Raw genomic sequence first — 26,442 nt, forward strand, 5'->3', positions numbered from 1 at the left:
GCGCGCGCCGGGGCGCTGCCCCGGACCCCGGGATATTTGGAAACAGAAGAGGATCAGACCGTCTCGGCCATCATCTCACGCACATCGGTCAGATAGCCGGTCAGGGCCGCGGCCGCCGCCATGGCGGGGGACATAAGATGGGTGCGTCCGCCCCGGCCCTGACGGCCCTCGAAATTGCGGTTCGAGGTTGCGGCGCAACGCTCACCGGGGGCAAGCTGGTCGGGGTTCATCGCCAGACACATCGAGCAGCCCGCCAGACGCCATTCCATCCCGGCATCGAGGAAGATCTGCGCCAGACCCTCCTCCTCGGCCTGTGCGCGCACAAGGCCCGAGCCGGGGACGACCATGGCCCGCATCCCCGGGGCGATCTTCTTGCCCTTCAGAATGGCGGCGGCGGCGCGAAGATCCTCGATCCGGCCATTGGTGCAGGATCCGATGAAGACCGTGTCGATCTTGATATCGGTCAGTTTCATCCCCGGCGTCAGCCCCATATAGTCAAGGCTGCGTTGTGCCGCGCCAACCTTGCCGCCGGCGAAATCGGATGCGGCAGGCACGCTGCCGGTGATCGGCAGCACATCCTCGGGGCTGGTGCCCCAGGTCACGACGGGGGCGATATCCTCACCCTTCAGGGTGATGACCTTGTCGAAATGCGCGCCCTCATCCGTATAAAGGGTTTTCCAATAGGCCAGTGCGGCCTCCCATGCGGCACCTTTCGGAGCATGGGGGCGGCCCATCACATAGGCAAAGGTCTTTTCATCCGGCGCGATCAGACCGGCCCGCGCGCCACCCTCGATGGCCATGTTGCAGACGGTCATGCGGCCTTCCATCGACAATTCGCGGATCGCCTGACCGCAATATTCGATGACATAGCCGGTGCCGCCTGCCGTCCCGGTGGCGCCGATGACCGACAGGGTGATGTCCTTGGCCGTGACGCCCGGGCGCAAGGACCCGGTGATTTCGACCTTCAGGTTCTTCGATTTCTGCTGGATCAGCGTCTGGGTGGCCAGAACATGTTCAACTTCCGACGTGCCGATGCCATGGGCCAGCGCGCCGAAGGCGCCATGGGTGGCGGTATGGCTGTCACCGCAGACCACGGTCATGCCCGGCAGGGTCCAGCCCTGTTCGGGTCCGACGATATGCACGATACCCTGACGGATATCGGTCACCGGATAGTAATGGATGCCGAAGTCGCGGGCATTCTTGTCTAGCGCCGCGACCTGAATGCGGCTTTCCTCGGGCATCTGGTCGGGGTTTTCGCGCCCCGGCGTGGTGGGCACGTTATGGTCGGGCACCGCGATGGTCTTTTCAGGCGCGCGGACCGGACGGCCCGTCATGCGCAGACCTTCGAATGCCTGCGGGCTGGTGACCTCATGCACCAGATGGCGGTCAATATAGAGCAGGCAGGTGCCGTCCTCGGCCTGATGGACGACATGTTCATCCCAGATCTTGTCATAGAGGGTACGCGGAGCGGTCATGGCTCTCTCACTTTGTGATGGCTGGCTGCGGTAGGATTCGGAAAAGCGGCCGGGGCCGCAGGGCGCGAACCGTCAGAGACGCGCGAGAATCGTGCGGGTCATGCCGAAAAAGCGGGCCGGAAGCCGCGCATGATCGGTGATGTTGAAATAGATGAAGCCTCGCATGATGGTTTTATAGGCGGGTTTGCGCGATCAGGCAAGATTTGGCTTTGCCCCGGCGCAGGTCCGGAATGGGTGCCCGGACTGCGGGGCCAGAGCGCAGGGCCGCGATCAGAACGGCAGCGGCGCGGTGAAGGACAGCGCGGCATCCGTCCGGGGGTGGCGCAGGGCCAGCGTTTCGGCATGCAGCATCAGGCGCGGATGATCCATTGCGTCCCCGGTCGCATAAAGCGTGTCGCCCAGAATCGGATGGCCAAGCGCGGCCATATGCACGCGCAACTGATGGCTGCGCCCGGTCAGCGGGATCAGCCGCATTCGGGTTTCCTCCTGCCCGCGCGCGATCACCTGCCAGTCGGTCCGGGCCGGGCGGCCGGTTTCATGGTTCACATGCTGGCGGGGGCGGTTGGGCCAGTCCACGATCAGCGGCAGATCGACCCTGCCCTGATCCGGCCCCACAAGCCCGGCCAGCCGCGCGACATACTGCTTGTCGACCACGCGCTTTTCGAATTGCTGGCTGATTGCGCCCTGCGCGGATTTGTTGCGCGCAAAGACCATCACACCCGATGTATCCAGATCCAGCCGGTGGACCAGCAGGATCTCGGGCCAGACCGCGCGCAGCCGCGTGATCAGGCAATCGGCGCGATCCTCGCCCCGCCCGGGAACGGACAAAAGCCCCGCAGGCTTGTCCACGATCACGAAATCGCGGTCCTCATGGATCACCGACAGGGGCTGATCGGGGGGGCTGTAGACGAATTCAGTCATCGGCATTCACACCAGCACATGATCGGCGGCGCGCAGGCGGCGGGCCAGTTCGGCGATATGGGCCGGACCCACCTCACAGCACCCGCCGACGATGGTGGCCCCCATCGCGACCCAGTCCATCGCGAAGCGGGCGTAAAGATCGGGAGTCAGGTCATGGCGGGTTTCCAGCGCGCGCACTGTCGGGTTGGCCTCAAGAAAGGCGGGGGCGATATGGGAAAACCCGTTGGCATAGGCGCCGAAGGGCAGCCCGAAGCGCGCCACCTCGGCCAAGGCTGCCGCCATCGCCTCGGGGACCGAGCAATTGACCAGCACCGCCTGCGGGCGATAGCGCGCGACCAGTGGCGCAAGATCGGCCAGCGCCTCGCCCGAGCGCAGGCACGTGCCGTCACCATCCGCGACCGTCACCGAAAGCCAGACCGGCAGCCCCCCCGCTGCCGCCCCCTTCAGCGCCCCCTCCGATTGCAGGACCGAGGCCGAGGTCTCGATCAGGAACAGATCGACATGCGGGGCCAGCAGGCGGGCGATTTCGGCGAATTTCGGGGCGGCCTGATCCACGCTTTCGGCCAGATCGGCACGGTAACTGGCCCCGAGCGGCCCCAGCGACCCGGCGATGCGCCCCGACCCATGGGCATCACGCGCCGCAACCGCCTGCCGCAGCGCCGCCATGTGCAGCGTCTCGAACAGATGGTCACGGCCGAACTTCACCAGACGGTCGTGATGGATCGCATAGGTGTTCGTCGTGGCGACGGTCGCACCGGCGGCGAAGTAATCAGCATGGATCGCACGAACCAGATCGGGATGGTCCAGCATCACCTGCGTCGCCCAAAGCGGTGTCGGTTCATCCCCCGAACGGGCCAGAAGTTCCTGCCCCATGCCGCCATCCAGAAGCGTGATCTCTGCCATTGCCCGCGTCCCTTGCAACCATCCGCGTCCCTATAGCCGCAGCGGGCGCGCTTGCACAGGGACCCCGCGCCCGCTTGACCCCGGGCGCGGCATGGGGCCACTCTGCCCGGCACCGCACCCTGCCGAAAGCACCGCCTTGAAAATCGCCTATCTGGTCAACACCTATCCCCGCGCCTCGCAGACCTTCATCCGGCGCGAGATACAGGCGCTGGAGCGGCAGAGCATCACGCTGCACCGATTCGCCATGCGGTCGGACCGGGACAATCTGGTCGATGCGGCGGATCTGGCCGAGGATGCCCGGACCGAACATGTGCTGGAACTGGGCGCGGCGCGGCTGGGGATGTCGGCCCTTGGCTGGATGCTGCGCCATCCGGGGCGGACATGGGCCGCGCTGCGGCTGGCGCTGGACTGCGGCACGCAGGGGGCCGGGGGCGTGGCGGGCACCGGCGGGCGGCTGCGCCATCTGATCTATCTGGCCGAGGCCGCCCATGTCGCGCGGCGCTGTCGGGATCTGGGGATCACGCATCTGCATGCGCATTTCGGCACGAATTCGACCACGGTCGCGATGCTGGCCCATGCCCTGGGCGGGCCGCGCTACAGTTTCACCACCCATGGCCCCGAGGAATTCGACGCGCCCCATGCGCATTCGCTGGGGGAAAAGCTGCGCCATGCCGCCTTTGCCGTCGCGATCAGCAGTTTCGGGCGCAGCCAGTTGTGCCGTCAGGCAGCCTTTGCCGACTGGCCGCGCATCCATGTCGTGCATTGCGGGATCGAGCCCGCGCGCTTTGCGACCCCCGCCCCGCTGCCCCCGGGCGGGCCGCATCTGGTGGCCATCGGGCGGCTGGCCGAACAGAAGGGATTTCCGCTGCTGATTGCCGCTATGGCCGAGGCCGCGCGCGATTTGCCCGGCTTGCGGCTGACCATTCTGGGCGACGGCCCGCTGCGCCGAGAACTGGAGACGGCCATTGCAGCGCAGGGATTGCAGGCGGTGGTCCATCTGGCAGGCTGGGCCGATGAGAAGGGCGTGCGCGCCGCCCTTGCCGCGGCACAGGCGCTGATCCTGCCCTCCTTTGCCGAAGGACTGCCCGTGGTCGTGATGGAGGCGATGGCAGCGGGACGCCCGGTGATTGCCACCGCCATTGCGGGCCTGCCCGAACTTGTGCGCGAGGGGCGCGAGGGCTGGCTGGTGCCTGCGGGGGATGCGGGCGCGCTGGCCCGCGCGATCCGTGATCTGGCCGCCACCCCACCCGAACGGCTGGCAGGAATGGGTGTTGCGGCGCGGGACCGCGTTCTGGCGCGCCATGACATCAACCGCGAGGCCACGCGTCTGGCCGCCCTGTTTGCCGGGGTGGCGCAGGACGGGACCATGCAAAACGGCTGAGCGGCATCGCAACCGAAACCGGGCAAGGGGGGCTGTCTGCCCCCCTCGGCCCTGACGAGCCCACCCCCGAAGGTATTTCGGCCAGGATGAAGCGGATGTCAGTGATTAAGGCCGCTGCCTCCGGCGACGGTCAGGTTATACGGCGTGCCGCCAATCCCGATCCGCCCCGTCTCGGCCAGTGTTTCGGTGGAGATGCGGCGCAGCAGCCCGGCAGCGGGATCAGTCAGCAGGATCTCATCCCCGGCCATGGCAAGACGCGGGCGGGGGTCATTCCAGTGACCTTCCATCGAATAGGGCTGCGTGACGGGTGCGCTTTGCGTGATCCGGGCCGCAAGCAGGTCGATGCGGTGCAGCGTGCCGTCCTCGGTCAGGACATAGCCATGGGCGGGGCGGGCCGGATCCAGCACGAAATCGACACGCCGGAAGGGCAGCGCGAAATGGCGGAAATGCGGGGCATCGGCAGGATCAACGACCACAAGGCCATCAGCACCGTAATTGCCCAGAAACAACTGCATCCCCGTCGATCCCAGCAGGGTTCCCGTTGTCACGCCCTGTGGCAGATCGGCCGGATAGTCCAGCATCCGGAAATGGACCGCATCCTGCTGCAGGGTGGCCGTCAGAACCCCGTCCCGGCAGCCCGCCGCCAGATAGGCGCCGGAAAAAGCCTCGCCATGGATGGCGGTGCAGGGGGTCAGATCCCCCGCAGGCTGTCCCTCGGCGGTGAAGGCCTGCAGCCCCAGACGCGGCGGCGCGGCATCGCCTTCAACCGCCTCTTCTGATGCGACGGTCGACAGCCAATTCCGCCCCAGCGGTGCGACAAAGCCGTGATGCGCGCGCGCTTGCGGGAAACGGTCGGGCGCAACCGCACCCTCTGCCAGACGATGCGCGTCAAGGATCTCGGCATAGCCGCCGCGATCATAATTGATGACCACCTTGCCGTCATGATCGACCAGATGGAACGGCCGTGGCCCGGTCAGCATGGTGCTGATGGCTGCGGGATCGGTGATTTCGATATCGGCATGATCGCCGTGATCGTGAAACGCGATGCCACTGCGGAAGAACTGCACCGTGTCACTGTCCGACTGCACGGCGGCGACCACGGCGCCCCAGGCAACGGTGTAAAGTTTCGCCTGTCCCGTCGTCTCAAAGCTCCAGCGCCCGCCGGTGTCGCCTTCGGCATCGGTCCCGCCCTCTTTCGGCAGGTCGATCACGGTCACGCGCGGCGCAACATGATCGCCGATGAAGACGCGGTAAAGCGTGACATCTTCTGACGCGGGATCATCGGCCCTAGCGGGTATGGCAGTGAACTGGGCCGCGATCAGGGCGGCGACTCCGACCCCTGCGAAATATCTCATCCTGTCTTTCTCCTTGGTTGCGGAGTGCCGGAACCACCGGGCGGTCCGGCACCGTGCCGGTCTGGCTGGCTGGCTGGCACGGTCGCGTTCCGGACGGCATATCCGTCGATTCAAAAATGGTATGTTATTACATTATACTTGGGAATGACAAGAGAGGCCGGAACGGATAAGCCGGTTTTGCCGACATCAGCGCATGGACCTGCCTGACCGGAAGGGTCGCGGGCCGCTGCACCGGGGGGAGTTTGAAAAAGTCAGTTCCGGGACTTCAGCGCCTTGCGGTCGATCTTCGACCGGTGGCGGCGGTCCATCGGCATCCGGGCAAGGGGGATCACCGCGTCAATTCCAAGGGCATGGGCGCGGTCCTGCCAGTCGGGCAGATGGGTGGTTTCCCCTTCAATATAAAGGCAGGCCTGCCCCGCCCGCCCGATCAATGCGGCCTGCACCACCCCCGGCCATTGCCGCGCGGCAAGCTCCAGTGGAAACGGATGGGTCAGGCAGCCCGCGATCCGCACCTCGTCCCCCTTGCGCCCCAGCAGCCAGAGCCGCCCCTGCGCATCCAGCCGCCCCGCATCGCCGGTCCGGTGCCAGATCACGCCACCCTCGCGGATCTTGGTTCCGGCATCCTGCGCGGGGTCCAGATAGCCGCGGTTCACATGATCGCCCGCAACCTGAATCTCGTCCTCCTGCAGACGCAGGCCGAGGGCCGCAACCGGATGACCGACCAGCAGCCCACCCCCGCCCTGCATCTCGGCCCGGTCCGCCGGGGTGATCGACACTGCGTCAAGATGGGCAATCGGTTCTGCCTCGGTCGAGCCATAGACGCAGGTCACGCGCAGATCGGGCGCGACGCGGTTCAGCGCCTCCAGCAGACCGGGAAAGACCGGCCCGCCGCCGGTGAACAGATGCCGCAGCCCCGTCGCCCCACCGGCACGGGCAAGTGTGCGGCACAGGGCGGGCGGCAGCAGGGCACGGGTGGCGCGCCGCGTCTCGATCCATTTTCGCAAGGCACCGGGGCGCAACCGGTCCAGCCGCGACATCCGCCAGGAAGGCAGGACTGAACTGCGCCCACTGGCAATGTTGATCAGCACGAAAACCGGAAAGGCGACCAGATCGCGTTCCTCCCTGTCGCTGTCCAGCATAGGGGCGATGGCGCGGTGCTGCGCCGCCAGAAAATCATGGCTGCGCGGAATGGCCTTGGGTGCCCCTCCGGTGCCCGAGGTGAAGGAGATCAGCGCGATATCGGCTCCGGAGGGGGGCGGCAGCGCGGCATCGGTCGCGCTTCGGGCCACTGCACTATTGCGGGACGGACGCAGATGGGTCAGCGGCCACAGCGCGGGCAGCAGGTATTTCAGCAATCCGTAAGCACCCGAACTGCAAAAGGCGCGGGGACGCGTCACCCTTGCGGCATGGCGCAGCCCGGCAAGGCCCATGGCCGGTTCCGGCAGCACCACGGTTGCCCCCAGCGACCAGAGTGCCGCCAGTGCTGCATAAAGATCGGCATCCAGCCGCATCGCCAGCAGCACCCGGTCGCCGGGGCCGATGCCCTGCCGCTGCCAGTCCGCCGCCATCCGGACCGCCCTTGCCTGCAGCGCAGCGAAAGTGACATCGCGCCCCCGGCCGTCGATCAGCGCAATCCGGTCGGGATGCCGCGCCACGGCGGCGGCAAAGTCGCGCAGCAGGTCAGACATCCAGAGGCAGGCCCATCAGCGCGTAACGGCGAAAGACATCCGCCCCCTCGCGCCGGCTGCGCTCGGCCGAGATGTTGTCGTCATGGATCAGCGCATGGATCACCGTCTCAAACCCCATCGCCCGCGCGGTTTTGTGGCAGGCATGGATCAGATGCCGCCCCGCCCCGCGTTCCAGACTGGCATAGGTTTTCAGGATCACGGTCTTTGTCTTCGGCCCTTCGACAAGGTTCGGGATCGCGAACAGATACCCGGCAAGGCTGCCATCGGGACGCCGGGCCAGCAGGATCAGATCCGGCGTCATCATCGGCATGACCGGACGATACATCGCCAGAAAGGCCGCCTCATCAATCGGGGTGTAAAAGGCATTCCCGGCAAAGGCGGCACAGGACAGGGCAAAGACCTCGCGGAACAGATCCTCGGGCGCGGCGCCGTCCCATGCGGTGATGCGGAACCGCGCATCGGCGGGGGGCGGGGGCGGGTCCTCGCCGGTCAGCGCCATCCGGGCCGAAAAGTAATGCGCCACGGGCCGGAACCCGGCATCGGCAAAGATCGCGGGTTCTTCGGGGCGGTTTGACGGTTCCAGCAGGAAGGGCTTCGATCCGTCGCTTTCACTGACAAAACGGTAGCTGTGCCATGTATCCCCCGCCATCGGCCCCAGCACGCGGTCGCGCCCCGCCGCGCGGATCCGCGCCAACGCATCGCCCAGCAGTGCCGCCCCCGCCTGTGGATCCCGAAAGGCCACATCGCCGATGGTCGCGGCCTGCACGCCGTCCCAGACCGGGCCATCAAGATGGATCGTCAGGCTGGCGCCTTCGGCTTTCAGGGTTTCGCGTGTCACGGGATCGCTCCGGATAAGGCAAGGCCACCCTCTGTTCCGGCAAGAGCAAACAGATAATGGCCAAGTGGAAGGATGATTGAAAGGAAGGTCAGCTTCAACACCCGGTCCTGCCGGAACAGATCCGGTCGGATGATCCCCGCCAGCCCGGGCAGCGCCAGACACAGCAGCGCCAGTGGCCAAAGCGGCTCGGCCCAATGTGTCGCGGGCGGGTTCAGCCTTGTCACGACCTCGCGCAGCCCAAACAGCAGCGCCGCGACCAGTGGCAGCCAGACCACCTTCCGGTCAGGGATCATGGCCAGCGTGGCAAGGCCCATGACCAGCCCCATCGCCGTCAGCCCGTAGAACTGCACCGCGTTCCACCCGGTCGCATTGCCCAGGGCCAGCCAGCCGAAGCTGAACAGCGCCAGCGCCGCCACCACGTCCAGATCGCCGTAACGGTCGCTGTCGGGATTGCGCCGCCGTGCCCAGACATGGGCCAGAAGCGCCAACACCGGCAGAACCGCATTCTGCACCTCGACCACGGCAAGGATCATGAAGACCGCCACGACATAGACCCGCGCCGCATGGGCCGTCAGCCCGACCTGCGGCCCCAGCAGCCGGAAGCCAAGGATCGCGGACCAGAAGGCGACCAGCAGGCCCAGCAATTCGCCCGGTCCGCTTTGACTGTGGACCGACAGGAAGACGAACAGCCCCAGCGGCAGGAACAGGTTATCAAAGCCGCGCCAGCTTTGCGCCTCGACCAGTGCGCCGAAAGCGGCGGTCATCAGGGCCAGCGCCAGAATGCTGGCGGGCGGCAGATCGGACAGGAACATCAGGCAGATCAACGCGATCAGCAGCGTGACGGTGAAGAAAACCACCGTCCCCTCGATGCTTTTCTCACCCTCCTCGACCCGGAAACGCCGCGTGCCATAGGCGGTGCCCGCAAGGGCGGCGGCGGCATCGGCAAGGGTCAGCACGGCGATGGGAAGCACATAGAAAAGCGCCACGCCATCGGCCAGAAAGAAGCAAAGCCCGACCGCAAGCGCCAGCAGGAAATCCCCGTAGGACCGGCGTTCTACCCCGTGCAGCGCCTGCCCCATCGTGCCGGAAATCTGCGGAATGCGCAGCGCGACCATCACCGCCAGCGCCCCTCCAATCAGCAGATAGACCGGCCAGCGGTCGGGAAACAGCCATGGCAGGCACAGCGCATAAAGGCCCGTCGCCACATGCACCAGCTTGCGCTGCACCTCAGGCGCCAGCGCGGCATGGCGCGCGATCAGCCGCACAAGCGCGATCATCCCCGTCAGAACCGCGACCGAGCCTGCGGCCAGCGCGACCTGCAGGGCGATGCTCAACCCCTGACCTCCTCGATCACGAAATCGGAATAGAAGAATGCCTTGTCCTCGGCCTTCAGCCGGTCCTCCTCGGCGCGCTGACGGATCACGCGCTCCGCAAATTCCGGCGGCACGCGGCGCGGCGCCATCATGTTCCAATAGACCAGCCGCGCCACGGGTGATGCCGCCGCAAGGATGCTGCCATAGACCTGTGCAAAGACCGGGGGGGACATGTATTCGAAAATGTCCGACAGGTTGAAACCGTCAGCCTTTTCCCCGGTCGAGACGAACGCCTCAAGCGATCCCGGGCGGATATCCAGCCGGTCCAGCCTTGCGCGGATCGTGTCGAAATGCTCGGCCCGCCAGGACATCGGCAGGGCGCTGCCATGCGTGCCTTTCAGGATCCAGTGCAGATAGGGGTTCTGCGCGGGATCGGTATCCACCGCCGCATGGCGGATGCGGCGTGCGACATGGGCGGCGGGACTGCCCTCGACATGGTCGAAAAACGCCTTGTCGCGCCCCATGCGCCCCATCACGAAGCGTGAAAAGAACAGGTTCAGCAGCAACCGCCAGCGCCAGCTGTTGAACCGCCGGTCATGGAAGTCCTGCCGCCCGGCCCGGTCGCGAGGGACGAAAACATCGTCGATCAGCGCACGCGAATGCACGAAGGGCAGCAACCGGGTGCGGAAGAAGCGGAAATACCGCTCAAACTTGCCAACACCACCAGCACCATAGTGCGCGACCTCATCCGACAGGGCCGACCAGAAGGCGCGGGTTTCCGCGTCCAGCCCTGAAATGGCCCGGTCCAGCAAGACGGCACGCCGGTCAGACGGGCGCGCGCCCATCAGTTCCAGAAATTCGGGATGCGTCAGTTGCGTAAAGGCCCCGATGCGCAGCCGCAGGCAGGCGATCTGCGCAGGCGAAAGGTCCACCGCCACCACCCGCGCCGGGTCCAGCAGCAGCAGGGCCAGTGCATTGTCCCCCGCCGCACAGATCGAGACCAGCGTGCCACCGGCACAATCGCCCAGACCCTGGGTCAGGATATCGGCATCCTCCCAGGCCTGGGCATAGCGGATATGGTCAAAGGCGGCCCGCGTCTCGATCTCCGAACGTGCCCTGATTTCAGGCTGCATCGTCATGCCGCGTCACCTCACCCGTTGCGCCATCGACCGTCACCGTCTCCCCATCGGCAATCCATTGCGTCGCGCCTTTCAGCCCGACGACGCAGGGGATACCGAGTTCCCGCGCGACAATGGCCGAATGGGACAGCAGCGATCCCCGTTCAACCACGATGGCCGAGGCATTGGAAAACACCGCGATCCAGCCCGGATCGGTATGGCGGGCAACAAGGATTTCCCCTGCCGCCAGCGATTGCGTCCGGGGGTCGCTGATCACGCGGGCTGTGGCGGTCACGCGGCCCGCCGAACAGCCCGTCGCGCGGCGGATCAGGGCCGCGTCACGGGTCAGCGCGACCTCGGCCCAGACCGGGGCAATGGCGGGGCCATAAACCGTGATCCGCTCGGGCGGGTCGGGGCGCTTTGCGGCCTCGTCCGCCTCAGCCTTGCGCAGCGCGACAAGCGGTTTCAGATCGGCGCTCAGCCCGAAGCCCTCAACCGCTCCCAGAACCTCGGCCGTGGTCAGGTGGAACACGTCGCGCGGATGATCCAGCAGCCCCCGCGCCGTGAATTCGCGCCCCAGGGCAAGAAACACCCGCCGCGCATGGCCAAAGATCCGCGTACGTTCAAAGCGCAGGTTTTCGCGGTCGCGCACCCGGTTCTTGGTCCAGCCGATCACCGCCCGGACGAAGAAACGCCTGGCCGGATTGGGAAATAGCCCCCGCCAGTCGGGCGTCTCGCCGCCATGGGCCGGGCCACCGCCACGCCGCGCGCTGGCGACAATCGCGGCCAGCAGGCTGGCGGGATCGTCCCGCAGGGTCAGGCTTTCCAGTTTCAATTCCTCGGTGCAGCGGTCGCCGAAGCGGGCCAGATAATCCTCTACCTCGCGCTGCAGGTCGGGATGACCCAGCAGCGCCGCCATGCCCTGTTCGGCCAGCGCATCCTCCAGCCCCGCCGCGCGCAGCATCTGCCCCATGCGGGCGATCCGTTGCGCAGGCTCGGCAGACACGATGTCACCCTGCCCGATCATCACATCGTTATGCAGGATCAGACCCCGCTCTCCCAGCCAGCGCTGCAGCAGGTTGCGCGAGGCACCAAAAGAGATCATGCACAGGAAATCATTGACCAGCGGCGCGTCCCAGCGATCCAGCAGGGTGCTTTCAAGAAAGCGGTATTCCGCCACCAGCGCGCCCGGCCCGGCCGTTTCAACATTGAAACCGCTGTCCAGCGCGCGGTCCAGCCGCTGCAGGAACCGCCGCCGCGTGCGGGGCAGCAGCAGCGTCTGCCAGACCACCCCCGCCCCGGCCCGCAGCAGCCGCAGATATTCGATCAGCCGCGCCAGCCCCCTGGCAGGCGGGGTTGCGATCCGGTCTGTCACCTCTGCGGGCAGCGGCATGTCCAGACCCATCATGGTTTCCATATGCGTCCGGTTGAGCGAGAAACCCGGCAGCAGCGCCAGCGCCCGATACCAGTTGACCAGATTGTAATAGACCCGGCCATCGACCCGGCCCAGCATATTGCCGAAGATCGCGGAATTGGCGGTGATGGTGTCCTGCGACACGCCCAGAAGCGACAGAAAGGCCCGGTAGACTCGGGTATAGACATGCACCGCAAAGGAATAGGTCAGCGGGCTGACGACCCCCGGATAGCTTTCGACAATATTGGAATTGTCAAAGACCGTTACCTGATCGTCAGGATTGGCGGCAGGCAGCAGCGTGGTGGTGATCGGGCGCGATTGCAGGATATGCAGGCCTGAGGCGTCCAGCGCCCATTCGATATCCTGCGGCGCGCCGAATTCGGCCTCGGCCCGGCGGGCCAGAACGGCGATCCGCCGCGCTTCATCAACGGTCAGGACGGCAGGCAGGGCCGCGCAGACCGCTGTATCGGCGATCACATGCCAGTCCTCGCCATCCTCCTCACCCGAAACCAGCCGGTCGCCCAGCCCGGCAATGGCCGAAATCACAACCCGGTCACGCCGCCCCGAAACGGGATCGGCGGAAAAGGCGACGCCTGCCGCCCGGGCCGCGATCATGCGCTGCACGATCACCGCAGGCCCCTCGGCCGCAGCGCCGGTTTTCAGGGCGCGATATGTGGCGACGGTTTCGGAAAACCCCGACTGCCAGACCTGCCTTGCGGCGTCGGCCACCCCGTCGGCGGGCACATTCAGCAGCGTGTCGAACTGGCCTGCATGGCTGTGCTCGGCCCCGTCCTCCTGCCGGGCGGAACTGCGCACAGCATAGGGGCCGGGGCCCAGTGCCGCCAGTGCCGCCTCAAGCCCCGCAAAGGGCGCGTCACTTTCAAAGGCCCGTGCCGGGATCACGAAAAACCCGGGCGGCGCGAAACCGGCCTTTGCCAGCCGGTGCAGGGCTGCCGCCTTGCCGCCCACATCGGAAACCGTTGCCGCGCGCTCCTGCGCGATGATGAAACCCATCAGAACATCCTTGTCAGCAGCGGGGCAAAGCCCGCCAGCGCATAGCACAGAAAGATCCAGAGCCCGGCCAGAAGGTCCACCCGTTTCGCGCTGGCAGGATCGGGGCGGGCCGCATAGCGCCGCGCGGCGATCAGACAGGTCACCGCGCCCGCGACCCCCAGCGGCAGCACCAGCCGGAAGGCGCCCGTCAATCCGGCCACCGCCAGCAGCAAAGCCAGCGAGACAAGCACAGCGGCAGCCCAGATCCGGGCCGCCCTTGCCGCGCCCCAAAGCCGCGAATAACTGTCGACACCCACGATTTCCTGTTCCGGTGCCCAGCATTTGCGCCCGACCTCAAGCACGCAGCCATTGACGAAGGACAGCGCCAGAAACAGCGCCAGCCCCGGCGCAGGGCCGCCGCCCGGCATCCATTCCACGCCGGTCAGCAAAAGGTCGATCAGCGGCATGATCGCCATATGGCTGAGAAGATAAAGAACCGGCCGCGCCTTCAGCCATTCGGGCGCGCCGAATTCCGCCGTCATCAGCGCCAGCCACAGCCAGACCAGCGCCAGCACCCATAAAAGCGGCGGATGCCAGAGCCAGACCGCCCCCGCCGCCAGCGGCAGGCTGGCCAACCCCAGCCCCAACACCGCCCGCAGGGAAATCAGCCCGCGCGGGATCGGGCGGTCGGGGCGATAGCAGCGGTCATCCTCCAGATCCTTCCATTCGTCACAGACGCGCATCTGGAAAAACAGCAGCATTGCCACCGCGAACCCCGCCGCAAAACCGCCCCAGCCGGGCAGCGGACGGCCCGCCAGCTCTGCCGAAACCGCAATGCTGGCCGCCGAAAACACCGCCAGCAGCGGCGCGGTCCGCGCCAGCGGAAAGCGTTCTTTCTGATAGATCCAGAGCGCGCGCAGCGTCATCTGTGCCGCGCCAGCGATTCATGGGCGCGGGTGAAATGCCCCGCCGCGATGGCCGCCACGATCGAGATTTCGCCGCAAAGGCAGGTCGCAGCCACCACCTCGGCCAGCGCCGCGCCATGGCCCGCGCCTTTCAGGCCAAGGATATTCAGCCCCGCCGACTGGCTGGGCAGGCCGGTGCCGCCCCCGACCGACCCGACAAGGATATTGGGCATGGTCACGCTGCAGAACAGATCCACCCCCCGCGCCTCCATCCGCGTGACACCCATGGCACTTTCGGCAACGCAGGCGGCATCCTGTCCGGTCGCGATATAGACCGCCGCCAGCCCATTGGCGAAATGCGCCTGTGCGCCCAGTTGCCCCGACAGCAGCGAGCCCAGATTGGCGACCTGCCCATAGGCCAGCATCGCCGGAACCGTGGTGCCCAGAACCCGCTCCACCACCTCGGCCTTTAGGACCACCGAGGCGCTGACCTTGCGCCCCCGCCCGGTGACCATGCCCAGCGAGGACGCCTTCTTGTCGCCCGAGAAATTGCCCTCGATATACCAGGCGCGCAGGGGCACCGGACAGCGGGCGGCGATCTCTTCGCACATCGCATTGGTCGCAATCGTCACCATGTTCTGCCCGGCCGCATCGCCGGTCGTGTATCGGCAGATCAGGAAGACGATATTGGTGTCGATCACCGGCTCGACCGAGACCATGCGCCCGTGCCGTGTCGTCGCTTCGGCGGCGGCCTTCAGCGTCTCGATCTCGCGCACCACCCATTCCACGAACAGTCCCGCATCCAGCAGGCTGTCCAGCACGAAGGCGGGTGTGCGGATCACCCCTTCATAAAGCATTGCCGTGTTGATCCCGCCCGACCGGGTGGCGGCCAGCGCGCCGCGCGCGTAGGAGGCGACAAGCGCGGCCTCGGTCGTGGCCATCGGCACATGGAAATCGCCATGCGCGTTCAGCCCGTTGATCCGCAGGGGGCCGATGATGCCGACGGGCAGTTTTACCGTGCCGATGAAGTTTTCGATATTGGCGTTGTAGCGCCCCGGATCCTGCAGCGTCAGCGGATCGGCCAATGCCGCCTGATCCTCGGGGCCTGCGCTGCCCTTCAGCCGTTCCCAATAGCGCGCGATGCTTTCGGCACTGGCCTTGCGCACCGGGCGCAGCGTCGTGAACTGCGCGTCACTGGGCAGCATGCGGTCCTGCAAGGGCGCCTGCCGGAACCGGGCCCGGATGCGGTGCAGCATCTCTTTGACATGGGACGGGATGGGCATCTAGGATTCACCTGATCGAACTGTCACTTGTCACTCTCGTCCTGGTCCGGTCCGGTGTAAACCAGTTCAATCGACGGATCCATATGGCCTCTCCCCTCAAACACCGCTGGAGCATCGGACACAACTACCTGACCGGAATCACTTTCGGCGCATGGTGCCGCCTGTTGTGGCAGAACGGCTTTGCGATTTCCCCTGTCTATCTGCATCGCGCGGCGGCGATCACGCTGGCCAGCCTGTCGAATTCCGTTCTTGCGGGGGTCGAGCATCTGCGCTTTGCCCGCCGCATCGACGCGGTCGAAATCACCCGGCCGCCGCTGTTCATCCTTGGCCATTGGCGCAGCGGCACGACGCTGCTGCATGAATTGCTGGCGCAGGACGATGTGCAGTTCCAGACGCCGAACACCTATCAGGTGGTGAACCCCCATACATTCCTGACGACCGAGAATTTCACGACGCGGATGTTTCCGTGGCTGGTGCCGCCGCGCCGCCCGATGGACAATATGGCGCTGTCCTTCACCTCACCGCAGGAGGATGAATTCGCGCCGCTTCTGATGACGCTGACCTCGCTTTATCTGGGTATGAGCTTTCCACGCCGCGCCGCGCATTATGAACGCTACCTGACCTTCCAGGACGTTGACCGGGCCGAGGTGGAGGCGTGGAAGGCCGCCTTTCTGCGGTTCTGCCGGAAGATCACCCTGCACAGCCCGCGCGCAGTGCTGCTGAAATCACCGCCCCATACAGCGCGGATCCGCACGATCCTTGAGATGTTTCCCGATGCGCGCTTTGTCCATATCCACCGCAACCCCTATGACGTGTTTCAGTCGCAGCGGCATTTCTTCGATACGGCGGGCTGGTATACCTATCTGCAACGCCCCGACCTTGCCGCGCTGGATGAGGCGATCCTGACCCGGCACGAGGCGATGTATGACGCCTATTATGCGGATCTGCCCCTGATCCCGCCGGGGCACCTGCATGAGATCCGCTTTGACCAGCTAGAGGCGGATCCGGTGGCCGGGATTGCCGGAGTCTATCAGGCGCTCTCGCTGCCCGGATTCGCTGGGTTCGAACCCCGGTTGCGCGCCTATGTCGCCACGCTGAAGGGCTATCGCAAGAACAGCTTTGCCCCGCTGGACGCGACCACGCGCGCACGGGTGGCCGAACGCTGGGCGCGCAGTTTTTCCAAGGGGAATTACCCGACATGACCCGCGCGCCGGGGCCGAAGGGCGGGCTGATCCTGGGATCGCTGCCCGCCTTCAAGGCCGATCCTTTGGCGTTTCTGGCGCAGGGTCTGCGCGATCATGGCCCGGTCTTCCGTTTTCGCATGGGGCCATTCACCGCCCATCTGGTCAATGCGCCGGACCATATCGACCATGTCCTGTCACGCAATGCGCGCGGCTATGACAAGGCGACGCGCAGTGCGGACCGTATTGCCGCCACCACGGGGAACAGCCTGCTGTCGCCCGATCCGGAGCACTGGACGCGGCATCGGCAGGTTATCCAGCCCGCCTTTCAGCCGCGCCGTTTCGACGGGACCATAGCCCCGGCCATCGACGCGCTGCTGCTGCCGGCAATGCAGGACTGGCTGCGGTCGGGCAGGGTCGATATCGTCGCGGAAATGATGCGCATCGTCATCGGCGCGGCCATCCGTATCCTGTTCTCGGCAGAGATCGAGGCCCGCAGGATCAGTGATCCGCTGGAGGTTCTGCTGGCCGATACCTGGCGTCGGATCGAAGCCCCCTTTGACCTGTCGCAACTGTCGCGCCATCTGCACCGGCGGACCTTCAGGCGCGCAGTCGGCCAGATCGACGCGATCGTACTCGGCCTGATCGCTGCGCGTCGCGCCATGGCGGCGCCGCCCGATGATGTGTTGACGCGCCTTGTCGCGGCCCGGAGCGCGGAGACCGGGGCGGGGCTGACGGATCGCGAATTGCGCGATGCCACCGTGACGCTGCTGCTGGCCGGGCACGAAACGACCGCGAATGCGCTGGCCCGCGCCTTCATCCATGCGGCGGGCGGGCATGAAACCGCACCCCCCGCGCAGATCTTTGCCGAGGCGATGCGGCTTTACCCCTCGATCTGGGTGATTGAGCGGCGCGCCCGCGTGGCAGACCGGATCGGCGACTTCGACATTCCGGCAGGCAGTTCGGTGCTGATCTCGCCATGGCTGCTGCATCGCGACCCCCGGCTCTGGCCTGATCCGGAACGGTTCGACCCCTCACGGTTTTCCGCCGATACGCCCCCGCCGCGCCGCGCCTACATGCCCTTCGGCCTGGGGCAGCATCGCTGCGTGGGCCTGCATCTGGCGCAGGGCATCGCCGAACATATCCTTGCGACCGTGTTCGACCGGCTTCGCCTGCGCCTGCTGCCGGGGCAGGATCTGCGCCCCCGGCCCGGCATCACCCTGCGTCATGCCGTCCCTGTCATGATGGAGGTGACGCGCCGGGGCTGAGCCGGGCCGGACACGCCCGGCAGTTGAGGCTTGCGCCACTGCCGGGATGCCCCAATGCCTGATCCGTCGGTTTCCGCAAGGAATCAAAAGGGAATCCAGCGCATCCCCGGATGCGAAACGGAACTGCTCCCGCAACTGTAAGCGGCGAGCGCGATCCAAAAGTCCACTGGGCAGCATGCCCGGGAAGGCCGGACCCGCGTGATGACCCGCCAGTCAGGAGACCTGCCGACGTTGTTCCACCAGACCGGGCGGGGTGTCCGGGGAAGGACGCGGCATGACCTCTGCAAGGCCCGACAGCCGGCAACCGGACCCATTTCATCCTTTCCAACGGGCCTTTCCGTCCGGTGAGCAATCTTGACTCATCGGAGAGCACAATCATGACGACCAGACTGATCCTCGCGGCTGCCGCCTTGCTGGCGGCCCCCGCCCATGCCACGGATTACCCCCTGACCATCGAGAATTGCGACCAGTCGCTGGTCTTTGACGCAGCGCCCGCGCGCGTTGTCACCATCGGCCAGTCGACCACCGAAATGCTCTGTGCGCGCAGGCTGGCGGACCGGATGCAGGGCACCTCGGTCTGGTTCAATGAGATCCTGCCCGAATTTGCCGAAACCAATGCCGGTATCGAACGGCTGGCCGACAACCATCCGGGGTTTGAGGCCGTGATGGGCAAGCAGCCGGAACTGGTCACGACACAGTTCGAATTCCACCTCGGCGCAAAGGGCGTTGTCGGCACCCGCGAACAGTTCAATGAAATCGGAACGCAGGTCTATGCGATGCCCGCCGATTGCGTGGACAAGGACAATATGGTGGGCGGCGATGGCGAGCGCATGCAGGAATTCTCGATCACGCTGATGTATCAGGCCCTGCGGGAACTGGCGCAGATCTTCGATGTCGAGGAGCGCAGCAACGCCCTTGAGGCCGAAATGCGCGACCGGGTCGACACGGCGGCAAACCTCGCCCGCGACCTTGGCGCCGAGGGCAAGACGGCGGTCGTCTGGTTTTCCAGCCCCGATATCGCACTGGACCCCTTCGTGGCCGGGCAGAACGGCATCGCGGGTTTCGTGCTGAAAACGCTCGGGCTGCACAATGTCATCGACTCGGCCGAAGAATGGCCCTCGATCGGCTGGGAAACCATCGCCAGCGCCGATCCCGATTACATCATCATCGCCCGCATGGACCGTCGCCGCTTTGCCGCCGATGACCACGAGGTGAAGCTGGACTATCTGCAAACCGATCCGGTCACCCGTCACATGTCGGCGGTCAGGGACGGGCGCAGCGGAGCCTGTCCCGGAATGACCGACCTTGCGGCAGGCCCGGCGCAACGTCGCAGTCTGGGCCTGCCGTGGCTTGGGGCGGGGCTGGCAGCCCTGCGGCCGGCGCTGGCCCTTGGCATTTCCATCGGCGAAACCTTCATCCCGCCGCAGGTGATCTGGCGCACGCTGGCCAACCGGCTGGCCGAGGCGGGCCATGATCTGCATCCGATTCAAGACGGGATCATCTGGAACTACCGCCTGACGCGGGCACTGGTGGCCGCGGCCTGCGGGGCGGGGCTGGCGGTATCGGGCGTCGTGCTGCAGGCGCTGCTGCGCAATGCGCTGGCCGATCCCTATATCCTCGGCATTTCGGCGGGGGCCTCGACAGGGGCGGTTCTGGTCATGGTCCTGGGCATCGGCGCAGGTGCGGTGTCGCTGTCGGTCGGGGCCTTTGCCGGGGGGTGCTGGCCTTTTCGCTGGTCGTGGCACTGGCCCGCGCGGCGGGCAGCGGCACCGGATTGCCACAAACGGGGTTGATCCTGCTGGCGGGGATCGCAGGCACGCAACTGTTCAATGCGCTGACCTCCTTCATCATTGCGCAATCGGCCAGCGCCGAACAGGTGCGCGGCATCGTCTTCTGGATGATGGGGAACCTGAGAGCGTGCGCTGGACCGATGTCGCCCTTGCAGTGACGGTCGCCACAATCGGGGTTCTGGCCTGCCGTGCGCAGGTCCGGGCGCTGGACGCTTTCACCTTCGGGGCGGTATTGGCGGTGACGATGGGCATTCCGGTACGCCGCACGCAGGCGCTGCTGATCGCCCTTGTGACCATGATGACCGCCACCATGGTCAGCATCGTCGGCGCCATCGGCTTTGTCGGGCTGGTCATCCCCCATGCTGCGCGCTTTCTGGTCGGTGTGCGCCATGCGCGGCTGGTCCCGGCCTCGGCGCTGATCGGGGCGGTGTTTCTGGTGCTGGCCGATGTGGTGTCCCGGGTGATCGTGCCCAATCAGGTGCTGCCCATCGGGGTCATCACAGCACTGGTGGGCGCCCCGGGTTTCGCGCTGATCCTGATCCGCAACCGGAGGATCAGCCGGTGATCCGCATGGAGGGGGTGGCATGGCGCGCAGGCGGCTGGCCGGTGGTCGAGGATATCGCCCTGCATATCCGCGAGGGGGAAACCTTCGGCCTGATCGGGCCGAACGGGTCAGGCAAATCCACCCTGCTGCGGCTGATCGCCGGGGTTCTGACCCCGGCGGCGGGGATGATCCGGCTGGATGGTCAGGCGCAGGCGCGGCTGTCGCGGCGCTGTGCGGCCCGGATGGTGGCCTTTGTTGCCCAGCAGGCCGAAACATCGGAACGGGTCACGGTGCGCGATGCGGTCGAATTGGGGCGTACGCCCTGGATCTCGATGCTGGCGCCCTTTGGCGGGCGGGATGACCGGGTCGTGACGCGCGCGCTGCAACAGGTCGGCACGGCCGCGCTGGCCGACCGCTATTGGCACGGTCTTTCGGGGGGGGAACGTCAGCGGGTGCATCTGGCCCGGGCCTTGGCGCAGGAGCCGCGCATCCTGCTGCTGGATGAGCCGACAAACCATCTGGATTTCATTCAGCAATTGTCGATCCTGCGTCTGGTGCGCTCTCTGGGTGTCACCGCAATGGTGGCGCTGCATGACCTTAATCAGGCGCTGAAATGCGACCGTATCGGCGTCATGCAGCGTGGCAGGCTGGTGGCCTGCGGGCCGCCGCGCGACATCCTGACCCCCGATCTGATGGCCCGCGTCTTTGATGTGCGCGGCCATTTCGTTACCGATCCCACCGACGGGCATCGGTTCATCCGTTTCACCCTGCCCGAGGTCTGAATGCGCCTGTCCGCCCAATGCTGCCCATCCTTTTGCTGTCCGTTCTGACATTTGCCGCCACGCCGGTCATGACCGAAACCCATATCGTGAAGATGCTGAACGGAAACCATCTTGGCGGCATGGTCTATAAACCCGAATTCCTGACCATCGCCCCGGGTGATACCGTGCGGTTCGAGGCCACGCAGCGCGGCCATAACGCCGCCAGCATCGACGGCTTCATGCCCGAAGGGGCCACCCCCTTTCTGGGCAGCATCAATGAAGAGATCGAGATCACCCTGACGACAGGCGGATTCTACGGCATCAAATGTTCCCCGCATTACGAGATGGGCATGGTCATGCTGATCCGCGTCGGCGAGGCGGGGCTGGACAAGGCCGAACTGCCCGCTGACATGCCCCCCGACGTGGAGCAGCGCTTTGCCGCGATCCTTGAACGCGCCGGAGAAGCCGCCGGGGAAGCGGAATGAGCGTCGCAGCGAAGACCGCCGCAGATATGGCCGCGCATTGGGACGGGCGGGCGCATCTGTTCGAGGCGGCCGCGTCGCATCACCGCCATCGCGCCGACTGGCGGCAGGTGCTGGCCGCCGCAACCGGCCTCGGCCCGCTGGACGTGGTCGATCTGGGCTGCGGCACGGGGGCCTGTGCGATCCTGCTGGCCGGGCTGGGCCACCGGGTGACGGGCATCGACGGATCGGCGGCCATGCTGGCCGAGGCGCGGCGAGCCGCCGCGCGTGACGGGCTGCAGATCGATTTCCGCCACAGCGACATGGATCGCTGCGCCCTGCCCGATGCCTGCACCGATCTTGTCAGCCTGCGCAATGTGCTGTGGACGCTGGCGCACCCTGCCGCGGCGCTGCAACTGGCCTTGCGACTGCTGCGCCCCGGCGGGCGGGTGCTGCTGTCGGACGGGCTCTGGCGCCGGTCGCCGGATGCAAGGCTGGGCGCGCTTGGCCCGCATCTACCCCATGCCTGCGGCGTGACGCGGGCCGAGGCCCGGCGCTGGCTGGCAGAGGCCGGTTTCGGGGATGTGGCCGAGTGGCAGAACCGCTTTGCCGAACATCCCTATGACGGGATGTATGACGAACCCGCCACGCCGATTGCGTTCTTTGTGCTGACGGCAAGGGTCGGGGCCTGAACCCCGGCCCCTGCCACCACCGCGCGCCCATGGTCAGCCGATCCAGCCGGTCATCTGGGCAAAGATCAGAAAACCCGATGCAATCGCGACCCAGATGCCGAACAGCGGCAGGAAGAACCGCACCCAGCGATCCCAACCCACCCCGGCCAGCGCCAGCGTCGCCATGAAATAGCCCGAGGTCGGATACAGGATATTCGACAGCCCGTCGCCCAGTTGATAGGCCAGAACCGCGTTCTGCCGGGTGACCCCGATCAGGTCGGACAAGGGCGCCATGATCGGCATCGTCACCAGCGCTTGACCGCTGCCCGAGGGCACGACGAAGTTGAAGCCAAGCTGCGCCGCGAACATGCCCAGCGCCGAAAAGGTTGCGGGCAGGCCGCCGACCAGATTGCCTAGGCCATGGACCAGCGTATCCATCACCTGCCCCTGTTCCAGCATGATCGCCACCGCCCGGGCCAGCCCGACGATGATCGCGCCGACCAGAACATCCTGAAAGCCCTTGTTGAAGGCCGCGCAGATCCGCCCTGTGTTCAGACCGGCAATCAGGCCGACACTGATGCCCATGACGACGAACAGCCCCGCCATCTCGGTCATGAACCAACCGCGCGTCAGCACGCCCCAGACCATCACCGCGAAAAAGCCCGCCGTGGCGAACCCGGCCCAGACCTGCCGTTGCGTGAAACGCAGGGCGGCGCTGTCGAGATCATGGACAAAGGCGCGGCGTTTTTCCTGTTCGACCGGGTCATCGGCCATCAGGCTGAGCGCGGGATTGGCCCGAACCCGCAGCGCATAGCGCATCAGATAGGCCGTACCCGCCCCCAGCAGGCAGACCAGCAGCAGCGCCCGCAACCCGAAACCGGAATAAAGCGGCAGTTCCGCAATGGTCTGGCCCAGCCCGGTATTGATCGGGTTCAGCACCCCGGCGGTGAATCCCGCCGTCGTGGCCAGCAGCGCCGTGGCGACGGCGGTGATGGAATCGAAGCGCAGCGCGATCATTAAGGGCAGGATCACCGGAACATAGACCAGCGCCAGTTCCTGCGTGCCGATCAGCGTGGCAATCACCGCGAAAGTGACCATCAGAACCGGGATCATCAGAACGCTGCGCCCGGCAAAACGCCGCGTCAGCTTGTCCACCGCGACGTCGATGATGCCGGTATGCCGGATCACCATGAACATGCCCCCGATGATGAGGGTGAAGAACACGACCTGCGCCGCCCCCATCAACCCCAGCGGCACGGCCATCATGAACTGCTCCAGCCCGACGGGGCTGGCCTCGACATAGCGGAAGGTCGCGGCATCGACCGCCACGCGCCCGTTGGGCAGGGTGATCCGGTCATATAGCCCCGCCGGAACGATATGGGTCAGCAATGCTGCAATCGCGGTGAACACGAACAGGATCACATAGATATGCGGCATGCGGGACCGGGGCGCGGTCTCGTCTGTCTCGGGATCGGGCGCAGGCTCGGTGATGGTGTCGGACATGTCGGTCTCCCTGATTTCGGGCCGGGGTTCCGGCCAGGCGAAGTGCCCTTTTGTGGGCATCTTTTGTATTATCTCTTGTAAAATGTTACCTGACAGATCAAACTGTCACCACCTGTAAAATCAGGAAAGACCCTTAGGGGTTTTTTGATAATCACACGCGGCCTTGGGCAAGACATCATGAAACAACCCCCTGACCTGCAATCGGAACAGGCCTTTCAGGCCCTGTTGGTCGCGCTGCGCGACGGACGGCTGCGCAGCAGTGAGTTTCACACTGTTCCGGCACTGGTCGAGGTTCTGGGCTTTCCGCTTGCCCCAACGCGCGAGGCGGTCAAACGCGCGGAGGATCAGTCGCTGGTGACGATCCTGCCCAAGCGCGGCGTTCTGATCATGGAGGCCGGGCCTGATACGACCCGCGCCTGCATGGACATGCGCGCCACACTGGAAACCGAAGGCGTGCGCCGCCTGCTGCTGGCCGGGCGGCCCGATCTGGCAGATCTGCGCGCAACGCATGAGGCGCTGCTGCATGAGGCGCGGACCGATCCGGGGGCCGATCTGTCGCGGCGCGCGCTGGCCACCGATCTGTCCCTGCATGATTTCATGGCGCGCGGGCTGGACAACATCTTTCTGCGGCAGGCCTATGAGGCGAACCGCAGCCGCATCACCGTGATCCAGAATGTCCGCGCCTTCCTGCCCGACCGGGTGATCCCGGCGATGGAGGAACATCTGGCCATCATCGACGCCATCGAGACCGGCAGTGCCGAGACTGCGGCCACTGAGATCCGCCGCCATTTGCGGCTGACCCTGCGCTGGTGGGGCGTGGCGATTCCCGGCTGACCACGCGGCCCCGCATCCCCGCTGCATAGCGGGTCAGGGCAAAAGACGGTTACCGACATTTTCCTGCGCGATGGCCACGGTTTTCAGAATCGCAAACACCGGCCGGCCCGGCTGCAGATCCAGCGCCAGCAGGGATCGTTTGGTGATCCGCGACAACAGCACCTCATCGCCGACCCGCAGGCGGACCAACGCGCCCGGCCCCTCACCGGGATGGATCTGTTCCACCGTGGCGGACAGGATGTTCAGCGCCGACAGGCCCCGGGGCCGTTCCGTCGCAAGGATCACGTCCTGCGCCAGTATGCGCAGGCGAAGGCGGCTGCCCGGACCGGCCGCTACCCCCGGCAGCCAAAGCGGACCGCCCGCCGTTTCCATCCGCGACAGACCGTCCGCCTCCTGCGCGACCAGACGCACCGACAAGAGCGCCCCCGCCTCTCGCAGCCCAAGGGCCGGGGCCAGACGGGCATCGGCCATCACCGCATCCGCCGGGCCTGCCGCCAGAACCCGCCCCGCCTCCATCAAGACGACCGTGGTGGCCAGCCGCGCCACCTCGGCCACGGAATGGCTGACATAGAGGATCGGCAGGCCCAACGCGTCGCGCAAGCGTTCCAGATAGGGCAGGATTTCGGCCTTGCGGGCCTCATCCAGCGCGGCAAGCGGTTCATCCATCAGCAAAAGGCGCGGATTGGACAGGATCGCGCGGCCAATGGCGACGCGCTGCCGCTCTCCGCCCGACAGGGTGCCGGGGCGCCGGTCCAGCAGGGCGTCAAGCCCCAGCAAGGCCACGATGCGGGCGGGATCGGCCCCCTGCCGTCCCGGTGCGAACCAGCGACCGTAAAGCAGGTTCTGCCGCACCGTCAGATGCGGAAACAGCCGCGCGTCCTGAAACACATAGCCCATGCGGCGGCGATGCGGCGGCTGCATCACCCCCAACGCAGTATCCAACAGAACCCTGTCCTCCAGCGTGATCCGCCCCCGGTCGGGCCGCAACAGCCCCGCCACCGCATTGACCACGCTGGACTTGCCCGAACCCGACCGCCCGAACAGCGCCGTCACCCCCGCAGGGGCCTCAAACTCCGCATCCAGCGTGAAATCGCCAAAGCGGTGATGCAGATCGACCGTCAGCGTCATCGCCCGGATATCCTGCCTGCCACCACCCGGCTGATCCATTCCGACAGCAAAAGCGCCGCCATGGCGATCACGATGGCGATCAGCACCAGCCGGAAGGCCTGCGCATCCCCGCCCGGCACCTGAAGGAAGGAATAGATCGCCGAAGGCAGGGTCTGGGTCTGGCCGGGAATATTGGAAACAAAGGTAATCGTCGCGCCGAATTCGCCCATCGCCTTGGCAAAGGCAAGGATCGCCCCCGCAACGATCCCCGGCAGGATCAGGGGCAGCGTGACGGTCACGAAGACCCAGACGCGCGATGCGCCCAGTGTCGAAGCCGCCTCTTCCAGTTTCGGATCGACCGCCTCGATCGCCAGCCGGATGGCCCGCACCATCAGCGGAAAAGCCATGACGGCAGCGGCCAGTGCCGCCCCCGTCCAGCGGAAGGCCAGCACGATGCCGAACCACTGGTCCAGAAACTGACCGACCGCGCCACGCCGCCCGAAGGTCAGCAGCAAGAGATAGCCGGTGACGACCGGCGGCAGGATCAGCGGCAGATGCACAAGCCCGTTCAGGATCTGCCGACCCCAGAAATCCCAGCGCGCCAGCGCATAGGCCACCAGCACTCCCAGCGGCAGGCTGAGCAGCGTCGCCCAGAATGAAACCCGCAGCGACAGTGCCACGGCGTTCCATTCTTCGGGGGACAGGAGTTCGGTCATGCAGGGGGTCCGGGCCAGG

21 protein-coding genes, 2 pseudogenes and 1 riboswitch are annotated in these 26,442 nt (G+C 66.2%); of the genes and pseudogenes, 9 read left to right on the forward strand and 14 right to left on the reverse strand.

What is annotated here, in order from left to right; translation table 11 throughout:
• Window positions 1-53: 53 nt before the first annotated feature.
• The 3 genes from leuC to JL811_RS14685 form a co-directional block, all read right to left on the reverse strand.
• Window positions 54-1,475, reverse strand: coding sequence for a 3-isopropylmalate dehydratase large subunit (leuC, locus tag JL811_RS14675; protein WP_202689450.1), 1,422 nt, complete (start codon window positions 1,473-1,475; stop codon window positions 54-56).
• 270 nt (window positions 1,476-1,745) lie between these two features.
• Entirely contained in the window at window positions 1,746-2,396 is a 651-nt protein-coding gene (locus tag JL811_RS14680) for an RluA family pseudouridine synthase (protein ID WP_202689451.1), read from the reverse strand.
• 6 nt (window positions 2,397-2,402) lie between these two features.
• On the reverse strand, window positions 2,403-3,299 hold the full coding sequence (locus tag JL811_RS14685) for a homocysteine S-methyltransferase family protein (RefSeq protein WP_202689452.1): 897 nt from the start codon (window positions 3,297-3,299) through the stop codon (window positions 2,403-2,405).
• A gap of 136 nt (window positions 3,300-3,435) precedes the next feature.
• Between JL811_RS14685 and JL811_RS14690 the strand changes: the two genes are divergently transcribed.
• Window positions 3,436-4,680 (forward strand): glycosyltransferase, encoded by a 1,245-nt coding sequence (locus JL811_RS14690; protein WP_202689453.1) that lies wholly within the window; start codon window positions 3,436-3,438, stop codon window positions 4,678-4,680.
• Window positions 4,681-4,778: 98 nt separating this feature from the next.
• Here the strand turns inward: JL811_RS14690 and JL811_RS14695 are convergent, their stop codons facing one another.
• From JL811_RS14695 to JL811_RS14730, 8 genes are all read right to left on the reverse strand, one after another.
• Window positions 4,779-6,035 (reverse strand): metallochaperone AztD, encoded by a 1,257-nt coding sequence (locus JL811_RS14695; RefSeq protein ID WP_202689454.1) that lies wholly within the window; start codon window positions 6,033-6,035, stop codon window positions 4,779-4,781.
• Window positions 6,036-6,286: 251 nt separating this feature from the next.
• Window positions 6,287-7,723, reverse strand: a complete 1,437-nt coding sequence (locus JL811_RS14700; protein ID WP_202689455.1) for an AMP-binding protein — start codon at window positions 7,721-7,723, stop codon at window positions 6,287-6,289.
• Window positions 7,716-8,561 carry a GNAT family N-acetyltransferase gene (locus JL811_RS14705; RefSeq protein WP_202689456.1) on the reverse strand — a complete coding sequence of 282 codons (846 nt, stop codon included), beginning with the start codon at window positions 8,559-8,561 and terminating at the stop codon, window positions 7,716-7,718. The genes JL811_RS14700 and JL811_RS14705 overlap by 8 nt, the downstream gene beginning before the upstream one ends.
• Window positions 8,558-9,895, reverse strand: coding sequence for a diacylglycerol/polyprenol kinase family protein (locus JL811_RS14710; protein WP_202689457.1), 1,338 nt, complete (start codon window positions 9,893-9,895; stop codon window positions 8,558-8,560). Before JL811_RS14710 ends, JL811_RS14705 begins: the two co-directional genes overlap by 4 nt.
• The gene (locus tag JL811_RS14715; RefSeq protein WP_237684983.1) at window positions 9,892-11,013 is read right to left on the reverse strand and encodes a BtaA family protein; all 1,122 of its coding nucleotides are present in this window, start codon (window positions 11,011-11,013) and stop codon (window positions 9,892-9,894) included. Before JL811_RS14715 ends, JL811_RS14710 begins: the two co-directional genes overlap by 4 nt.
• Window positions 10,997-13,420, reverse strand: coding sequence for a PEP/pyruvate-binding domain-containing protein (locus JL811_RS14720; protein ID WP_202689458.1), 2,424 nt, complete (start codon window positions 13,418-13,420; stop codon window positions 10,997-10,999). The genes JL811_RS14715 and JL811_RS14720 overlap by 17 nt, the downstream gene beginning before the upstream one ends.
• Entirely contained in the window at window positions 13,420-14,325 is a 906-nt protein-coding gene (locus JL811_RS14725; RefSeq protein WP_202689459.1) for a UbiA family prenyltransferase, read from the reverse strand. Before JL811_RS14725 ends, JL811_RS14720 begins: the two co-directional genes overlap by 1 nt.
• Window positions 14,322-15,587, reverse strand: a complete 1,266-nt coding sequence (locus JL811_RS14730) for a hydroxymethylglutaryl-CoA reductase (RefSeq protein WP_202689460.1) — start codon at window positions 15,585-15,587, stop codon at window positions 14,322-14,324. The genes JL811_RS14725 and JL811_RS14730 overlap by 4 nt, the downstream gene beginning before the upstream one ends.
• Before the next feature lie 83 nt (window positions 15,588-15,670).
• Here JL811_RS14730 and JL811_RS14735 point away from each other — a divergent pair, with 83 nt between their 5' ends.
• From JL811_RS14735 to JL811_RS14765, 7 genes and pseudogenes are all read left to right on the forward strand, one after another.
• Window positions 15,671-16,789: a sulfotransferase family protein gene (locus JL811_RS14735; RefSeq protein WP_202689461.1), complete on the forward strand. Its 1,119-nt coding sequence runs from the start codon at window positions 15,671-15,673 to the stop codon at window positions 16,787-16,789.
• Window positions 16,786-18,036: a cytochrome P450 gene (locus tag JL811_RS14740; RefSeq protein WP_202689462.1), complete on the forward strand. Its 1,251-nt coding sequence runs from the start codon at window positions 16,786-16,788 to the stop codon at window positions 18,034-18,036. The genes JL811_RS14735 and JL811_RS14740 overlap by 4 nt, the downstream gene beginning before the upstream one ends.
• A gap of 50 nt (window positions 18,037-18,086) precedes the next feature.
• Window positions 18,087-18,280, forward strand: a riboswitch (cobalamin riboswitch).
• Between the two features lie 133 nt (window positions 18,281-18,413).
• Window positions 18,414-19,301: pseudogene (locus JL811_RS14745) on the forward strand (ABC transporter substrate-binding protein); the annotation flags it as partial.
• A 30-nt stretch (window positions 19,302-19,331) separates the two neighbouring features.
• Window positions 19,332-20,391 (forward strand): annotated as a pseudogene (locus JL811_RS14750) (FecCD family ABC transporter permease).
• 5 nt (window positions 20,392-20,396) lie between these two features.
• On the forward strand, window positions 20,397-21,152 hold the full coding sequence (locus tag JL811_RS14755; protein WP_202689543.1) for an ABC transporter ATP-binding protein: 756 nt from the start codon (window positions 20,397-20,399) through the stop codon (window positions 21,150-21,152).
• A 17-nt stretch (window positions 21,153-21,169) separates the two neighbouring features.
• A complete protein-coding gene (locus JL811_RS14760; protein WP_202689463.1) occupies window positions 21,170-21,616 on the forward strand; it encodes a pseudoazurin in 447 nt (148 codons plus the stop codon).
• On the forward strand, window positions 21,613-22,284 hold the full coding sequence (locus JL811_RS14765; RefSeq protein WP_202689464.1) for a class I SAM-dependent methyltransferase: 672 nt from the start codon (window positions 21,613-21,615) through the stop codon (window positions 22,282-22,284). The genes JL811_RS14760 and JL811_RS14765 overlap by 4 nt, the downstream gene beginning before the upstream one ends.
• Before the next feature lie 33 nt (window positions 22,285-22,317).
• Here the strand turns inward: JL811_RS14765 and JL811_RS14770 are convergent, their stop codons facing one another.
• Window positions 22,318-23,766 carry a YfcC family protein gene (locus JL811_RS14770; RefSeq protein ID WP_202689465.1) on the reverse strand — a complete coding sequence of 483 codons (1,449 nt, stop codon included), beginning with the start codon at window positions 23,764-23,766 and terminating at the stop codon, window positions 22,318-22,320.
• 177 nt (window positions 23,767-23,943) lie between these two features.
• Here JL811_RS14770 and JL811_RS14775 point away from each other — a divergent pair, with 177 nt between their 5' ends.
• The gene (locus JL811_RS14775) at window positions 23,944-24,600 is read left to right on the forward strand and encodes a GntR family transcriptional regulator (protein WP_202689466.1); all 657 of its coding nucleotides are present in this window, start codon (window positions 23,944-23,946) and stop codon (window positions 24,598-24,600) included.
• 33 nt (window positions 24,601-24,633) lie between these two features.
• Here the strand turns inward: JL811_RS14775 and modC are convergent, their stop codons facing one another.
• Window positions 24,634-25,728 carry a molybdenum ABC transporter ATP-binding protein gene (modC, locus tag JL811_RS14780; protein ID WP_202689467.1) on the reverse strand — a complete coding sequence of 365 codons (1,095 nt, stop codon included), beginning with the start codon at window positions 25,726-25,728 and terminating at the stop codon, window positions 24,634-24,636.
• Window positions 25,725-26,423, reverse strand: a complete 699-nt coding sequence (gene modB, locus JL811_RS14785) for a molybdate ABC transporter permease subunit (protein WP_202689468.1) — start codon at window positions 26,421-26,423, stop codon at window positions 25,725-25,727. The genes modC and modB overlap by 4 nt, the downstream gene beginning before the upstream one ends.
• Window positions 26,424-26,442 lie beyond the last annotated feature (19 nt).

The organism is Szabonella alba, from assembly GCF_016765775.1.
Lineage (GTDB): Bacteria > Pseudomonadota > Alphaproteobacteria > Rhodobacterales > Rhodobacteraceae > Szabonella > Szabonella alba.

Excerpts from the sequence above, each read along its gene's own strand:
- leuC (WP_202689450.1), bottom strand. The coding sequence starts at position 1,475 with ATGACCGCTCCGCGTACCCTCTATGACAAGATCTGGGATGAACATGTC.
- JL811_RS14680 (WP_202689451.1), bottom strand. The coding sequence starts at position 2,396 with ATGACTGAATTCGTCTACAGCCCCCCCGATCAGCCCCTGTCGGTGATC.
- JL811_RS14685 (WP_202689452.1), bottom strand. The coding sequence starts at position 3,299 with ATGGCAGAGATCACGCTTCTGGATGGCGGCATGGGGCAGGAACTTCTG.
- JL811_RS14695 (WP_202689454.1), bottom strand. The coding sequence starts at position 6,035 with ATGAGATATTTCGCAGGGGTCGGAGTCGCCGCCCTGATCGCGGCCCAG.
- JL811_RS14700 (WP_202689455.1), bottom strand. The coding sequence starts at position 7,723 with ATGTCTGACCTGCTGCGCGACTTTGCCGCCGCCGTGGCGCGGCATCCC.
- JL811_RS14715 (WP_237684983.1), bottom strand. The coding sequence starts at position 11,013 with ATGACGATGCAGCCTGAAATCAGGGCACGTTCGGAGATCGAGACGCGG.
- JL811_RS14720 (WP_202689458.1), bottom strand. The coding sequence starts at position 13,420 with ATGGGTTTCATCATCGCGCAGGAGCGCGCGGCAACGGTTTCCGATGTG.
- JL811_RS14725 (WP_202689459.1), bottom strand. The coding sequence starts at position 14,325 with ATGACGCTGCGCGCGCTCTGGATCTATCAGAAAGAACGCTTTCCGCTG.
- JL811_RS14730 (WP_202689460.1), bottom strand. The coding sequence starts at position 15,587 with ATGCCCATCCCGTCCCATGTCAAAGAGATGCTGCACCGCATCCGGGCC.
- JL811_RS14735 (WP_202689461.1), top strand. The coding sequence starts at position 15,671 with ATGGCCTCTCCCCTCAAACACCGCTGGAGCATCGGACACAACTACCTG.
- JL811_RS14740 (WP_202689462.1), top strand. The coding sequence starts at position 16,786 with ATGACCCGCGCGCCGGGGCCGAAGGGCGGGCTGATCCTGGGATCGCTG.
- JL811_RS14755 (WP_202689543.1), top strand. The coding sequence starts at position 20,397 with ATGGAGGGGGTGGCATGGCGCGCAGGCGGCTGGCCGGTGGTCGAGGAT.
- JL811_RS14760 (WP_202689463.1), top strand. The coding sequence starts at position 21,170 with ATGCTGCCCATCCTTTTGCTGTCCGTTCTGACATTTGCCGCCACGCCG.
- JL811_RS14765 (WP_202689464.1), top strand. The coding sequence starts at position 21,613 with ATGAGCGTCGCAGCGAAGACCGCCGCAGATATGGCCGCGCATTGGGAC.
- JL811_RS14770 (WP_202689465.1), bottom strand. The coding sequence starts at position 23,766 with ATGTCCGACACCATCACCGAGCCTGCGCCCGATCCCGAGACAGACGAG.
- JL811_RS14775 (WP_202689466.1), top strand. The coding sequence starts at position 23,944 with ATGAAACAACCCCCTGACCTGCAATCGGAACAGGCCTTTCAGGCCCTG.
- modC (WP_202689467.1), bottom strand. The coding sequence starts at position 25,728 with ATGACGCTGACGGTCGATCTGCATCACCGCTTTGGCGATTTCACGCTG.
- modB (WP_202689468.1), bottom strand. The coding sequence starts at position 26,423 with ATGACCGAACTCCTGTCCCCCGAAGAATGGAACGCCGTGGCACTGTCG.